The organism is Pseudoalteromonas sp. P1-30, assembly GCF_001400005.1.
Lineage (GTDB): Bacteria > Pseudomonadota > Gammaproteobacteria > Enterobacterales > Alteromonadaceae > Pseudoalteromonas > Pseudoalteromonas atlantica.
Window position 1 is genome coordinate 116,683 of record NZ_LKBC01000004.1, and the last position, 13,628, is coordinate 130,310.

Sequence of the window (13,628 nt, forward strand, 5' to 3'; positions counted from 1 at the left end):
TTTTATGTCAGAGTCATTTAAATTAATAGCCGGTAATTCATTTCCAACAGTTACTGCACACTTGCTCGATGGTACAACCGCAGATCTAAGTAAGCCGCACGGTGGTGCCGAGTGGCAAATGCTCGTGGTATACAGAGGCAAGCACTGCCCGCTTTGTATGCGTTACTTAAATTTACTTGAAGCGCAATTACCCGCATTAAAGGAACTTGGCGTAAGCGTTTGTGCTGTTTCTGCAGATAACCGCGCACAGCTAACACAAAGTATGGACACGCTCGCGGTTAGCTTTCCTATAGCTTATGGTTTAACACAGCAGCAAATGAAACAACTTGGGCTGTATATTTCCTCACCTCGCTCTGAGCAAGAAACCGACCACAACTTTGCAGAGCCCGCTATGTTTGTCGTAAATAAGCAAGGGATATTGCAAGCTGTAAATATTTCTAATGCCCCGTATTTACGCCCTGAATTAGACGTGGTTGTAAGAGGCTTAAAGTTTATTAAAGAGCAAAATAACTGCCCTATTCGCGGCACTGTTGTGTAACCATTTAAATTGCAACCGTGGCGTTTATTACCTGACGGCTGCTTTATTAAGGCATAAGCCTTCATGAAGAATTTATTTAGTAATCTTTTAAATTTAGCCAGCGCGCTTTTTATGTTTAAGTTTGCCCTGCCAAAATTATTAGCAGCGCAAGTAAGCGTTAAAACCTTTAGCTACTTTGCACAGGTACTGCCCGTTAACGCTAAAATTTATATGTATAGCGTTGGTTTACTGGAGTTGGTAGTGGGTTTAATGATGCTTGCTCTTTTGTTTATTAAAAATGAAAAGCAAAAAGCACTGTTTATCTATGTTGCGTATGTTTTATTGGCGGGTACGTTAATTGGGGCGCTGTTACATGAATATTTTGTTCGCCCCGAGCCAGTTGCTCAGTTAGTCTCTTACTCAGGCTGCTTTTTAGTTATATGTGCCATTCAATTTTTAGCCTATAAAAAGGCGCTAATAGCGCGTTTTGAGTGACTTTAAGGCGTTAAATGGTAGATAGAAACAGTGCCTTTTGTGCTAAAACGTGTAGTTACAAAAAAGCCGCTAAATAGCGGCTTTTAATATTATTTTTCAACATTTTGTTTTTTGTCTTTGATCAAAACGGAATGTCGTCATCAAAATCTATTGTTGGTTCCATAGGATTTGATGCACCGCCCTGAGGGGCGTTTTGCGGCTTAGGTGCAAAACCACCTTGCTGCTGTGGCGCATTACTTTGCCCAGGAGCAAAGCCACTGTTGTTTGATTGTTGGTATTGGTTATTTTGCTGTGGAGCAGGAGCTGCAGCTGGGCGTTGTGCTGGTGCAGCTTGTTGCTGTGGTGCATAACCACCTTGCTGGCTGTTTTGGGCTTGGTTGTTTTGACCATAGCCACCGCCTTGTTGATTATTTTGGTAACCGCCACCTTGTTGGCCGCCTTGATTACCTTGATAACCACCACCTTGCTGATCGCCACCGCGAGCACCTAGCATTTGCATTTGACCCGTAAAGCCATCAACAACGATTTCTGTTGTGTATTTTTCTTGGCCTTGTTGGTCGGTCCATTTACGTGTTTGAAGTTTACCTTCAACGTAAATTTGCGAGCCTTTACGGCAGTACTCACCAACAATTTCAGCTAGCTTGCCAAAAAATACTACACGGTGCCATTCAGTTTTATCAACCATTTGGCCAGTGTTTTTGTCTTTATAGCTGTCTGACGTTGCTAAGGTAATATTTGCTACACCATTGCCATTAGGCATGTAACGAACTTCAGGATCTTGTCCTAAATTACCAACCAAAATTACTTTGTTCACACCGCGTGCCATGGAACCTTCTCCTATAAACGTTAGATTAAACCAGCTACTTTACGTGCTTGGTCTAGGTCAAATTCTTTATCATTAATCTTTAAATAGCTGCGGCTTTCGTCGCGTACTACTGTTGCTTCTATTACGCCAGGTAAAGCAACTAGCTGAGAAGCAAGTGCTTGAGCTTGCTCTTCAGAACTTAAATTGGTCATTAAACTAATAACTTTACTTTTCGGTGGGACTTGCATTTTCCACGCAATAATAAGCCATATTAACCCAACAAGTGCCGCTGCCGCAAACACAGCTTGCGTACTTGTAGTTTGGGCAACATAACCCCCTAAAATACCACCTAAAAAAGCCCCCAAAAACTGGCTAGACGAATACCCACCCATTGCCGAACCTTTTTGGCTAGCGGGCGCAATACGCGATACAAGCGCAGGCATAGTGGCTTCTAAAAAATTAAATGCTACAAAATAAAGCAGCATACAAATGGCAATGCCAACCACGCTATTCACCCAAATAGACATAGCAAGCATACTAATAGAAAGCAGTGCTACTGAGCCAATAAACGCCTGTTTTTCTTTTTCTTTTTTAATGGCAATAATCATAATAGGGACCATTAAAATAAACGCTAACAGCAATACTGGAATATATAAATACCAATGATGGTTTGCCACTAAGCCATCTTTTATTAGTTGGCTCGGCAGTACCACAAAAATAGTGGTTAGCGTTAAATGTAGCAGTAATACACCTGCATTTAAGCGCGATAATTGCGGATGCTTAATAAGCTTTTTAATATCACTAAAGCTTGCCAAGGTATCGCCTTTGGGCGCTTTGTTTACTGCGTTTGGCACTAAAAATAAAATAATACCAATACCGAACACGGCAAGTATTGCTGTTAACCAGAATACTCCCGCTACACCCCACGACGCGGCAACAATAGGCCCAAGTAACATAGCAAAAGCAAAGCTCATGCCTATGCTCATACCAATTACGGCCATTACTTTAGGGCGCTGTTCGTCGCGGCTTAGGTCGCTGGCAAAAGCAAGCAGCGCACTGGCTATAGCGCCCATACCTTGTAGTGCACGGCCCACTGTAACCATTTGAATAGATTCAGCAAGGGCTGCAATAACAGAGCCCAACGCAAACACAACTAAGCCACCAACAATGACTTTTTTACGGCCTATTTTATCTGACAAACGCCCCATAGGAATTTGCAGTACCGCTTGCGTTAAGCCATACGCGCCAATAGCAAATCCTATCCACATAGGCGAAAAACCATCAAGCGATTGGCCATAAATAGCCAATACAGGCATCAGCATAAACAAGCCGAGCATTCTAAATGCAAACACACTCGCCAGCGATACAGCGGCGCGCTTTTCTCGTGAATTAAGTGAAGATGCGGTCATTATCTGCGTATTCTTACGATATGAAAAATTTAGGCTGGGATTCTACCACAAGCTTGGCAATAATTAATCGCCTATAAGTAAGGATTTTTTCGTTGATCATTGATTAATAATGTTTCGTATTATGCGATACTGGACAAATAATTTTGGTAATAAACGAGATAGCATGGAAAACATTGAAGTCCGAGGCGCCCGTACGCACAATTTAAAAGACATCAGCCTAACCATCCCACGTGATAAATTAATTGTTATCACAGGCCTATCTGGTTCGGGAAAGTCATCACTGGCATTTGATACTTTATATGCAGAAGGACAGCGTCGTTATGTTGAGTCACTTTCTGCCTACGCAAGGCAATTTTTATCGTTAATGGAAAAGCCTGACGTTGATCATATTGAAGGCCTCTCTCCCGCCATTTCTATTGAGCAAAAATCTACATCGCACAATCCTCGCTCAACAGTGGGTACCATTACCGAAATATACGATTACTTGCGTTTAATGTTTGCCCGCGTGGGCGAACCACGCTGCCCAACCCACGACTTACCGCTTGCAGCTCAAACAATTAGCCAAATGGTTGATACCGTTTTAGCACTGCCAGAGGGCACTAAGCTGATGCTTTTAGCGCCAGTGGTTAAAGATCGTAAAGGTGAGCACGTTAAATTACTTGAGCAACTTGCAAGCCAAGGCTACATTCGTGCTCGTATAGACGGTGAAGTATGCGACTTATCAGATCCACCAACGCTTGAGCTTCATAAAAAACACACTATTGAAGTGGTTGTTGACCGCTTTAAAGTAAAAGATGGCCAACAGCAGCGTTTAGCAGAGTCGTTCGAAACCGCACTAGAGATGTCTGGCGGTGTGGCAAATGTAGCCTACATGGACGACAGTACGATAGAAGAAATGCTGTTCTCGGCAAATTTTGCCTGCCCCACCTGTGGCTACGCAATGACCGAATTAGAACCGCGCTTATTTTCGTTTAATAACCCTGCCGGTGCGTGTCAAAGCTGTGATGGTTTAGGCGTACGCCAATACTTTGATCCCAACCGTGTGGTACATAACCCAGAGCTCAGCCTTGCCGGTGGTGCTATTAAAGGCTGGGATAAACGCAGCTTTTATTATTTTCAAATGCTACAGGCGGTCGCCGAGCACTATAACTTTGATTTAGATGTGCCATTTGAAAAGCTGGCTAAAGAATCGCAAAAAATTATTTTAGAAGGCTCAGGGCAAACAAAAATAGCCTTTAACTACCGTAACGACAGAGGCGATTTAATAACACGCAACCACGAGTTTGAAGGCGTGTTAAACAACATGAACCGTCGCTATCGCGAAACTGAGTCAAACTCGGTGCGTGAAGAGCTCGCTAAATATCAAACTAGCCAAGCGTGCCCTAGTTGTCATGGCTCGCGTTTGCGCCAAGAAGCACGCCACGTATTTATAGGTCAAACAAACCTACCTGCTATTACAACTATGAGTATTGGCGAAGCGATGGACTTTTTTGAAGGGTTATCGCTAACAGGTCAAAAAGCTCAAATAGCTGAAAAAATCCTGAAAGAAATTCGCGACCGCTTATCGTTTTTAATTAATGTAGGCCTTAATTACTTATCGCTTGAGCGCAGTGCCGATACCCTCTCCGGTGGTGAAGCCCAGCGTATTCGTTTAGCCAGTCAAATAGGTGCAGGCCTTGTAGGCGTAATGTACGTACTGGATGAGCCATCAATTGGTTTACACCAGCGCGATAACGACCGTTTATTACAAACATTGGTGCATTTACGCGACTTAGGTAATACCGTTATTGTTGTTGAGCACGATGAAGACGCGATTCGCGCAGCCGATCATATTATTGATATTGGCCCAGGCGCGGGTGTGCACGGCGGCCATATTATTGCACAAGGTACACGTGACGATATTTTAGCCACTAAAGACTCAGTAACTGGCCAGTTTTTATCAGGCGTGCGCAAAATAGAAGTGCCACAAGAGCGTAACCCAACCAGCGACAAATGGCTTGAGCTATTTGGTGCCACAGGGAATAACCTAAAAAATGTAGACTTAAAAATTCCATTTGGCTTATTAACCTGTATTACAGGGGTATCGGGCTCAGGTAAATCAACGCTCATTAACGATACACTCTTTAAGCTTGCGCATACCGAGCTTAACGGCGCGACTACAGCAGAAGCCGCGCCTTACAAATCAATTAGTGGCCTTGATCATTTTGACAAAGTGATTGATATTGACCAAAGCCCAATTGGTCGCACACCGCGCTCAAACCCTGCAACCTACACAGGTATTTTTACCGGTATTCGTGAGTTATTTGCAGGTACACAAGAAGCCCGCTCTCGCGGCTATAAAGTAGGTCGCTTTAGCTTTAACGTGAAAGGCGGGCGCTGTGAAGCCTGCCAAGGGGATGGTGTAATTAAAGTAGAAATGCACTTTTTACCTGATGTATATGTACCGTGTGATGTATGTAAAGGAGCACGATACAACCGCGAAACCTTAGAAGTACAATACAAAGGTAAAAACATTCACCAAGTACTCGAAATGACCGTTGAAGATGCGCACGACTATTTTGATAAAATACCTGCAATAGCGCGTAAACTTAAAACGCTAATGGACGTTGGTTTATCGTATATTCGCCTAGGGCAAGCTGCTACCACGCTCTCTGGTGGTGAAGCACAACGTGTAAAACTGGCTCGTGAGCTTTCTAAACGCGATACAGGTAAAACATTGTATATACTTGATGAGCCAACAACCGGCCTTCACTTTGCCGATATTGAACAACTACTTGTGGTACTACATCGCCTGCGCGATCATGGTAATACCATTGTGGTAATTGAGCATAACTTAGATGTGGTTAAAACCGCAGACTGGGTGGTTGATTTAGGCCCTGAAGGGGGCGCTGGCGGCGGTGAAATACTCATTGCAGGCACGCCTGAAGAAGTAGCCGAATGTGAGCGCTCGCATACTGGGCATTACCTAAAACCATTGCTTTAAGATAGATAATAAAAAGTATTCATTAAAAGTTACAAAAATGCCGCTAAATTTAGCGGCATTTTTATTTGCTTATACTAGTAAAGCAATTTATGTACGAGGAATAAACCCTAGTGCATCGTAAACCGATTTAAGTGTTTTTTCTGCACGTACACTGGCTTTTTCTGCGCCTGATTTCATGATGCTATCAAGTAGGTTTTGATCTTCTCTGATCTCTTTAAAACGTGCTTGGATTGGCTCAATCATGCTAACAACTGCATCGGCTGTGTCTTTTTTCAGGTGGCCATACATTTTATCTTCGTACTCTGGCACTAAGTCTTCAATTGAGCGCTTAGTGGCTACGCTTAATAAAGTAAGTAAATTAGAAACGCCTGGCTTTTCAGTGCGGTCAAAGTAAATACGCGCTTGCTCGTCTGAATCGGTTACTGCTTTTTTAAGCTTTTTCTCAATCTTTTTAGGCTCATCTAATAGCATGATGTAGCCATTAGGGTTTTCATCAGACTTAGACATTTTTTTGAGCGGATCTTGAAGGCTCATTACGCGTGCGCCAAATTCGGGAATATATGGCTCAGGTAACTTAAATACGTCACCGTATAAATTATTAAAGCGTGTCGCTATATCTCGAGTTAATTCTAAGTGCTGCTTTTGGTCATCCCCTACCGGTACTTGGTCAGCTTGATATAATAAAATATCCGCTGCTTGTAATACTGGGTACGAAAATAAACCGACGTTTACATTGTTAGCATGCTTAGATGACTTGTCTTTAAACTGGGTCATACGGTTAAGCTCGCCCATTTGTGCGTAACAATTTAGCACCCATGCTAACTGCGCGTGCTCTGGCACTTGCGACTGTACAAATAAGGCCGATTTTTCAGGATCTATGCCACATGCCGCATATAACGCTATACCATCTAATACACGAGAGCGAAGAAGTTCAGGCTCTTGGCGCACGGTAATCGCGTGTAAATCAACAAGCATAAAGAAACTTTCGTGGTCTTCCTGTAGCTTTAGCCACTGGTTAATAGCGCCAACATAGTTGCCTATTGTCATACCACCGGTTGGCTGAATGCCACTTAAAACTACTGGTTTACTCATGATTTTCCTTTACTGTTTAGTTAATTAAAAATTTTAACGCTGTGTTAGTGTTGGTATTATATCTAAGAAGTTATCGCATAGGTACTGTGGATTATAATCCTCAAGATTTTCGCCTTGGTTATAACCATAATCCACCGCTATTACATCAATTTTAGCGGCATGTGCTGCCAATATATCGCTTTTTGAATCGCCAATCATAATAGCCTTACTCGGCTCAACATTCAGCTTTTTACATGCATACAATAAAGGCGCTGGTGAAGGCTTTTTAGCCATATCGTCTCCACACACTATCACTTCAAAGTGACTGGTAAGGGAAAGCTTATCAAGTAGTAGCTCGGTAAATAGACGCGCCTTATTAGTAACAAGTGCTTTTGGCATGCCCCGCAAAGCACTGAGCCCTGTTTCTACATGCTGATACAACACACTATACTTGCCCACTAGCTGCTCATAATGTTGGTAAAATAAGGCAATGGCTTTTGCACTAAGCGCTTCATCTAAATGTTCGCTAATTTGCATATCGCCGCTGAGTGCACGCTTGACTAGGGTTTCAATACCGTTGCCTATCCAGCTTTCAACCAAGCTTTGGCTAACAATAGGAAACGCTAAATCACTCAGTGTTAAGTTTACTGCTAGGTATAAATCGTAAACGCTATCAACAAGTGTGCCGTCAAGGTCGAACAAAGCTACATCATATTTCATTACTTTACGTTTCCTAACTGCTCACGCATTTGATCAATAACAACCTTGTAATCAGGCTCATTAAAAATAGCAGACCCTGCTACAAACATATCGGCTCCTGCTTGCGCCGCTGCGGCTATGTTATCAACCTTAATACCACCATCTACTTCTAGGCGAATATCACGACCCGACTCAACTATACGCTGCTTAGCTTGAGCTAGTTTTTCAAGGGTGTGGGGGATAAAGCTTTGGCCGCCAAAGCCTGGGTTTACCGACATTAATAAAATAGTATCTAGCTTATCAATAACGTGATCGAGGTAGCTAAGGCTAGTGGCAGGGTTAAATACTAAGCCTGCTTTACAACCATGGTCTTTAATGAGCTGTATGGTGCGGTCTATATGCTCGCTGGCCTCAGGGTGAAAAGTAATTATTGATGCGCCGGCCTCTGCAAACAAAGGGATTATACTATCGACTGGTTTTACCATTAGGTGCACATCTATAGGCGCTGTTACACCGTAATCTCTAAGCGCTTTACACACCATAGGCCCAATAGTGAGATTAGGCACGTAGTGATTGTCCATGACATCAAAATGTACTACATCAGCGCCTGCAGCGAGTACTTTATCCACATCTTCGCCTAATTTTGCAAAATCGGCTGACAAAATAGAAGGCGCAATTAAGTATTTTTGTTCAGGGTTTAACATAGTAATCCGTCAATCAGTAAAGTATGCCTTAATGTACCGTAAATGCTGAGGTTTCCCAAGTAATACACTGTAAATTAGGCATAACTAAAAATATCGATTTAAATATATAAGTATTTATTTATGAAAAGCTTTAGGGCGTGTTGAGCTTTAGTGGTTGAGTTTTGGGCAGCATGTTTAATTTTTGGTAAGGCCGTGAGTAGACGCACAAGCTTTGCTTACATGATGTAAGCTATTAGATTAACGTAAGAGCAGTTATTGTGCCCACTCGATTACAAACTTCGGGGCGCGATTTAAAAACTCTTAGCTTGAGAGCACACTTTAACTCGCAAGTTTCAACAGGCCTTAGCTATTACAGGTAAATATTAGTTTGTTATTTATACAGCTTTTGTTATTATTAAAGGAGTAACTTAATTTTAGGCTAATATTATGCGTGCATTTAAAACAGGGATCTTAATTGCGTCGGCATTGTTATTTATTGGGGCATTTAGTTTTGCGCCAAGTTCTGAGCAAGATTTAAGCTTAGTTAGCAATTGTCAGCATCAGGCAAGTAGTAAAAACGCTCCAAACACCTTAACGTGTGCGAAAGTAGAAGAAGACTCATCGTGGTTTTCGTGGCTAACAGGCGATAGCCGCAGTGCGCAGTTTCATTATTTAGATTTATTAGAGCTGTTAACTAGCTCAGAAGACGCTAAGAATACGCCTTCAATAAAACCTCTATTTTAAATAATGCTGCACTTTATTAGCGCGTTGCAAAGTGTGCTAGCAGCATTTTTTGGTGTGCAATCAGAGCACAAACGCCAAGCCGACTTCCAACAACACTCCCCTCTTTTTATTATTGCTTTAGCTGTGCTGTTTTTTGTTATTTTTGTAGTGACAATTTACGCAGTGGTTGCTTGGGTGCTAAATACATAGCCATTAACTCGTCGACCTTGTTGCGTGATCCACCTTTAGGGCTGATAGTTCGTTTTACCTGAATTTTACCAAGTGTAGCTTGGCTATAAATTTTTCGCGTCCATACGGTATCGTGGTTAGATATAAGCACTGGGGTATTGTTTTTAAACGCGGCTTGCTCGGCTAAGTTTGCCAAGTTTGCTTGATCGTCTAAATTAAACCCGCCTTTAGCATAAGAGGTAAACGACGCTGTTTTACTTAGCGGTACATAAGGCGGATCGCAATAAATAACCGCATTGTTTGGCACAAGCTTAAACACATCATCGTAGCTTAGGCAGGTAAATGTGGCTTTTTGTGCTTTTTCGGCAAAAAAGTACATTTCTTTTTCTGGAAAATAAGGCTTTTTATATTTACCAAATGGCACGTTAAAAATGCCTTTGAGGTTATACCTACACAGCCCATTGTAACCATGGCGATTCATGTATAAAAAGAGCATTGCGCGCTCATATACATCATTGCTTTTATTAAACTGTACACGGTATTCGTAGTAAGCGTCTGGGTGGTTATTTAAATCAACAAATAGTTTTTTAGAGTCGCTTATAAACTCATCAGGCGAGCGCTTGAGCTCTTTGTATAAGTTAATTAAATCAGCATTGATGTCGTTGAGTAAATAGTGTTTAAAATTACTATTTAAAAATACCGAGCCTGCACCTACAAAAGGTTCTACCAAGGTTTCAGCGTGTTTGCTGGCTTGAGATAAACGTGCATTAATATCTTCAACTAGGCTGTATTTACCGCCAGCCCATTTAAGGAAGGCTCTACTCTTTTGTTGCATTGGTTCTTAACTTCAATCTGCTGTAGCGCGATTTTACACTAAAGTGAGTCAGTTTACTGATCAAGTCGTGCAATTTCTTGTTTTATTTTGCTGATTTTTTTATAAAAAGGCTTGTTCTTTCTAAGCGCACTCGACAAGGCAGACAACGCACTTTTAGCATCAGCGAGTGATGCATAACTGCCAATAGTAACCACCCACCACACTTTATTATTTCGCTTAGTTTGATATACCTTAGCGCGCTGGCTTAAATTATGTTGAATAATAAACTCACGGGTGATTTTTTCCTGTGTAACAGCTAGCAGCTGCACAGTTGTATTATTATCTGGCTGTGCTAAATACCAAGCGTTATCTGATACGTTATTTGAGGTTTTAGGCTGCGGGCTTTCTTTATCGTCACTTTCGATTGGCTCAATAGTCTCAGGAGTGTTTAAGCTTTGTGGTAACGCCTCACTTTGTTCACTTTGCTCACTCTGAGCGCTTAGTTGAGCTTGGTGCGTTAGGCTTTGCATTATCGCCGGCACATCGTTTTTATGAGGCGCTACATTACCTTGTGATTTATAGCTGACCGGCTCTAAAGGCAAATCCGCTTTTGAAATATCAGCATTCGCATTACTGACTTCTTTATCCACGCTCGGGATAGCGGTAATTTTAGAAGCAGGAATAGCGGTATCTATGACCTGGCTTTGTTGATTTTGATAGTACGTTTGCCACCACTGAGTCATATCATTTTTATACAGCAAACCAATGATAAGTAGCATAATTATAATTAACAACGAGATTAAGTGTACTCGCCACGACACTTTATCTTTTTTTACAATATCAGCCACATGCTCCGTTGGTTGCCATGCTAATAATAAGCTGGGGTTGCCATTCGCTTCATTTAAAAATGCGCTAAATACGGGGTCTTCATCGTACGGTAAATTAGGAAAATACCAGCTCATTAGCTGTTTAGATTCAAGTGCAGATAAAGGCTCTAAGTAAATTTCAACGGCATTATTAATAGCTAGCTTTGATTGCGAAGCTAGCATGATATAAAGCGTTACAGGGCTGTTTTTGGCAAGTAACTCTAATTCCTGTAATAGCTCTTCAGATAGGTGCCTTGCATTATCGAGCACCCACAAACAAGCCTCACACGGCTGCTGCTGCAACAATTGGTAAAAGTTTTCACTTAACGATAAATCGTGGTCAATCAGCGGAGAGTTAAAGCTTTGCTCTAATATATCACTCATCAGTGATACATCATTTACACTGGCACTTACTTGTACAAATGCTTTATTAAAACTGTTGTATTTGTCGGTGATGAAGGTTTCGAGCATATAACTTTTGCCTAGGCCAGAGGTGCCTAGTAATACAATTAAGTTTTGCCCGTATTCAAATTGCAGAGCGATTCTATCCACCAACGCCGCACGGCTTGGTAAAATTTGCGCCTGCATTATTGCTCGATTAACGCTCTAACTTGGTCGTCTGATACGTCATCTACCAATGCGCATTGACCAAATTGAGTAGGTAAAATAAAGCGGATAGTGCCTTTTTTATTTTTTTTGTCTTTGCGCATATGCATTAAAAACTGCTCAGCAGTCATTTCACTTGGGATCTCAGTCGGTAAATTATAAAGCTTGAGTAGCGTTACAATTCTATCTACCTCAGTTTGCGATAAATCACCGCGTGTATGCGCTAATTTAGCAGCAAGTACCATTCCGGTAGCAACAGCCTCGCCATGTAGCCATACACCGTATCCCATTTGCGCTTCAATTGCATGCGCAAAGGTATGCCCTAAGTTGAGTAATGCACGAAGGCCATTTTCTTTTTCATCTTGCGCCACGATAAGCGCTTTAATTTCACAACATCTATAAATAATATGCTGCAAACTTGCTTCATCTAGTTGCTGTAGCTTTTCTACATTTTGCTCAATAAAAGCAAATAGCTCGGTATCGTAAATTAAACCATACTTAATAACTTCGGCCATACCCGCTGCAAATTCGCGCGCCGGTAAAGTGTGAAGTGAATTAGTATCAATAAAAACCGCTTGCGGCTGATAAAACGCCCCAATCATGTTTTTACCCAGTGGGTGATTTACCGCTGTTTTGCCCCCTACAGAGGAGTCAACTTGTGATAGTACCGTGGTCGGAATTTGAATAAACGGTACACCGCGCTGATAACATGCAGCAACAAAACCTGTTAAATCGCCAATAACGCCGCCACCTAGTGCAATTAAGCATGTGTCTCGGCCGCAATTATTTTGCAATAAAAAAGCAGATATTTTCTCAAACCATTCAAGCGACTTGTATTGCTCACCATCTGGAATGACAAAAGAAAGAGGGTCTAGATCAGCTAACGAATCAAGCAGTCCTTGTAAATATAAAGGCGCAACTGTGTCGTTAGTGATAATGATAGGCCGACAATCACCAATGTGGTGAACAAGGCGGCCATTATCTTGAAGTGCAGATTGACCAATAAAAATAGGATAACTTCGCTCGTCCAAATTAACAGTTAATTCAAGCATGCTTTGTTATTTCCTTTATTATTGGTTTTTAAAAATCTAATTTCTCGATGATTTGGTTAGCAACAACTTTAGCGCTTTGCTCATCGGTGCGTACAACAAAATCGGCAACTTCTTTGTATAGTGGCTCGCGTTCTTCTGCTAAGCGCTCTAGTACATTACGAGGTGCTTCTTCAGTTTGCAGTAATGGGCGACGCTTGTCGCGTTGCGTGCGTGCAACTTGCTTTTCTATAGGTGTCTCTAGGTATACAACGATACCACGAGCCGAAAGCTTGTTTCGAACTTCTTTACTCATTACTGAACCACCACCGGTTGCAAGTACAATACCTTGCATTTCGGTTAAGTCGCCAATAACAGATTCTTCACGAAGTCTAAAGCCTTCTTCACCCTCAAGATCAAACACCCAGGCAATATCTGCACCGGTACGGCGTTCGATTTCTTGATCAGAATCGACAAATTCAAGGTGTAATTGGTCAGCGATGTGACGACCAATCGTGCTTTTGCCAGCCCCCATGGGGCCAACTAGAAATATATTACGTTTCTCAGCCATATCTTTTAGTACAAACGAACTCTAAAATTTGAAATAAAACCCCGCCTAACGACCTGGCCCCAAAATTAAGGAGGGGATTATCTCAGTAATTGGCCGGGTATTTCAAGTCTATTACAATAAAAAGCCATATAACGAGCAATTATTATCAATAAACACTCGTTGACGAACA

Annotated in this window: 14 protein-coding genes; 5 read left to right on the forward strand and 9 right to left on the reverse strand. The window is 41.8% G+C overall.

Annotated elements, in window-relative coordinates:
• Positions 1–4: 4 nt before the first annotated feature.
• Both AN395_RS10010 and AN395_RS10015 read left to right on the forward strand, forming a co-directional pair.
• Positions 5–538 (forward strand): redoxin domain-containing protein, encoded by a 534-nt coding sequence (locus AN395_RS10010; protein WP_054982919.1) that lies wholly within the window; start codon positions 5–7, stop codon positions 536–538.
• Positions 539–601: 63 nt separating this feature from the next.
• Positions 602–1,012 (forward strand): hypothetical protein, encoded by a 411-nt coding sequence (locus AN395_RS10015; protein WP_054982920.1) that lies wholly within the window; start codon positions 602–604, stop codon positions 1,010–1,012.
• Positions 1,013–1,133: 121 nt separating this feature from the next.
• Here the strand turns inward: AN395_RS10015 and ssb are convergent, their stop codons facing one another.
• Positions 1,134–1,838 carry a single-stranded DNA-binding protein gene (gene ssb / locus AN395_RS10020; protein ID WP_024032519.1) on the reverse strand — a complete coding sequence of 235 codons (705 nt, stop codon included), beginning with the start codon at positions 1,836–1,838 and terminating at the stop codon, positions 1,134–1,136.
• 20 nt (positions 1,839–1,858) lie between these two features.
• Positions 1,859–3,226: an MFS transporter gene (locus AN395_RS10025; RefSeq protein ID WP_054982921.1), complete on the reverse strand. Its 1,368-nt coding sequence runs from the start codon at positions 3,224–3,226 to the stop codon at positions 1,859–1,861.
• A gap of 163 nt (positions 3,227–3,389) precedes the next feature.
• Between AN395_RS10025 and uvrA the strand changes: the two genes are divergently transcribed.
• Entirely contained in the window at positions 3,390–6,209 is a 2,820-nt protein-coding gene (gene uvrA / locus AN395_RS10030) for an excinuclease ABC subunit UvrA (RefSeq protein WP_054982959.1), read from the forward strand.
• Between the two features lie 87 nt (positions 6,210–6,296).
• Here uvrA and trpS read toward each other — a convergent pair whose 3' ends face one another.
• The 3 genes from trpS to rpe are packed head-to-tail and all read right to left on the reverse strand — an operon-like array spanning position 6,297 to position 8,683.
• Entirely contained in the window at positions 6,297–7,301 is a 1,005-nt protein-coding gene (trpS, locus tag AN395_RS10035) for a tryptophan--tRNA ligase (protein WP_029771853.1), read from the reverse strand.
• 33 nt (positions 7,302–7,334) lie between these two features.
• Positions 7,335–8,000, reverse strand: coding sequence for a phosphoglycolate phosphatase (locus tag AN395_RS10040; RefSeq protein ID WP_004589357.1), 666 nt, complete (start codon positions 7,998–8,000; stop codon positions 7,335–7,337).
• Entirely contained in the window at positions 8,000–8,683 is a 684-nt protein-coding gene (gene rpe, locus AN395_RS10045) for a ribulose-phosphate 3-epimerase (protein ID WP_054982922.1), read from the reverse strand. Before rpe ends, AN395_RS10040 begins: the two co-directional genes overlap by 1 nt.
• A gap of 426 nt (positions 8,684–9,109) precedes the next feature.
• Here rpe and AN395_RS10050 point away from each other — a divergent pair, with 426 nt between their 5' ends.
• Both AN395_RS10050 and AN395_RS10055 read left to right on the forward strand, forming a co-directional pair.
• Positions 9,110–9,406 carry a hypothetical protein gene (locus AN395_RS10050; protein ID WP_054982923.1) on the forward strand — a complete coding sequence of 99 codons (297 nt, stop codon included), beginning with the start codon at positions 9,110–9,112 and terminating at the stop codon, positions 9,404–9,406.
• A 3-nt stretch (positions 9,407–9,409) separates the two neighbouring features.
• A complete protein-coding gene (locus AN395_RS10055; RefSeq protein ID WP_024032525.1) occupies positions 9,410–9,595 on the forward strand; it encodes a DUF2970 domain-containing protein in 186 nt (61 codons plus the stop codon).
• Here the strand turns inward: AN395_RS10055 and AN395_RS10060 are convergent.
• The 4 genes from AN395_RS10060 to aroK are packed head-to-tail and all read right to left on the reverse strand — an operon-like array spanning position 9,543 to position 13,459.
• A complete protein-coding gene (locus tag AN395_RS10060) occupies positions 9,543–10,409 on the reverse strand; it encodes a Dam family site-specific DNA-(adenine-N6)-methyltransferase (RefSeq protein ID WP_054982924.1) in 867 nt (288 codons plus the stop codon). The genes AN395_RS10055 and AN395_RS10060 overlap by 53 nt on opposite strands.
• 53 nt (positions 10,410–10,462) lie before the next feature.
• Positions 10,463–11,842, reverse strand: coding sequence for an AAA family ATPase (locus AN395_RS10065; protein ID WP_054982925.1), 1,380 nt, complete (start codon positions 11,840–11,842; stop codon positions 10,463–10,465).
• Entirely contained in the window at positions 11,842–12,912 is a 1,071-nt protein-coding gene (aroB, locus tag AN395_RS10070) for a 3-dehydroquinate synthase (protein ID WP_024032528.1), read from the reverse strand. The genes AN395_RS10065 and aroB overlap by 1 nt, the downstream gene beginning before the upstream one ends.
• A gap of 28 nt (positions 12,913–12,940) precedes the next feature.
• Positions 12,941–13,459: a shikimate kinase AroK gene (aroK, locus tag AN395_RS10075; RefSeq protein WP_004589350.1), complete on the reverse strand. Its 519-nt coding sequence runs from the start codon at positions 13,457–13,459 to the stop codon at positions 12,941–12,943.
• Positions 13,460–13,628 lie beyond the last annotated feature (169 nt).

Bases quoted from the DNA above. Each gene is read 5' to 3' on its own strand.
- ssb (WP_024032519.1), bottom strand. From the start codon at position 1,838: ATGGCACGCGGTGTGAACAAAGTAATTTTGGTTGGTAATTTAGGACAA.
- AN395_RS10065 (WP_054982925.1), bottom strand. From the start codon at position 11,842: ATGCAGGCGCAAATTTTACCAAGCCGTGCGGCGTTGGTGGATAGAATC.
- AN395_RS10060 (WP_054982924.1), bottom strand. From the start codon at position 10,409: ATGCAACAAAAGAGTAGAGCCTTCCTTAAATGGGCTGGCGGTAAATAC.
- AN395_RS10010 (WP_054982919.1), top strand. From the start codon at position 5: ATGTCAGAGTCATTTAAATTAATAGCCGGTAATTCATTTCCAACAGTT.
- AN395_RS10040 (WP_004589357.1), bottom strand. From the start codon at position 8,000: ATGAAATATGATGTAGCTTTGTTCGACCTTGACGGCACACTTGTTGAT.
- AN395_RS10050 (WP_054982923.1), top strand. From the start codon at position 9,110: ATGCGTGCATTTAAAACAGGGATCTTAATTGCGTCGGCATTGTTATTT.
- uvrA (WP_054982959.1), top strand. From the start codon at position 3,390: ATGGAAAACATTGAAGTCCGAGGCGCCCGTACGCACAATTTAAAAGAC.
- AN395_RS10055 (WP_024032525.1), top strand. From the start codon at position 9,410: ATGCTGCACTTTATTAGCGCGTTGCAAAGTGTGCTAGCAGCATTTTTT.
- aroK (WP_004589350.1), bottom strand. From the start codon at position 13,459: ATGGCTGAGAAACGTAATATATTTCTAGTTGGCCCCATGGGGGCTGGC.
- AN395_RS10015 (WP_054982920.1), top strand. From the start codon at position 602: ATGAAGAATTTATTTAGTAATCTTTTAAATTTAGCCAGCGCGCTTTTT.
- AN395_RS10025 (WP_054982921.1), bottom strand. From the start codon at position 3,226: ATGACCGCATCTTCACTTAATTCACGAGAAAAGCGCGCCGCTGTATCG.
- aroB (WP_024032528.1), bottom strand. From the start codon at position 12,912: ATGCTTGAATTAACTGTTAATTTGGACGAGCGAAGTTATCCTATTTTT.
- rpe (WP_054982922.1), bottom strand. From the start codon at position 8,683: ATGTTAAACCCTGAACAAAAATACTTAATTGCGCCTTCTATTTTGTCA.
- trpS (WP_029771853.1), bottom strand. From the start codon at position 7,301: ATGAGTAAACCAGTAGTTTTAAGTGGCATTCAGCCAACCGGTGGTATG.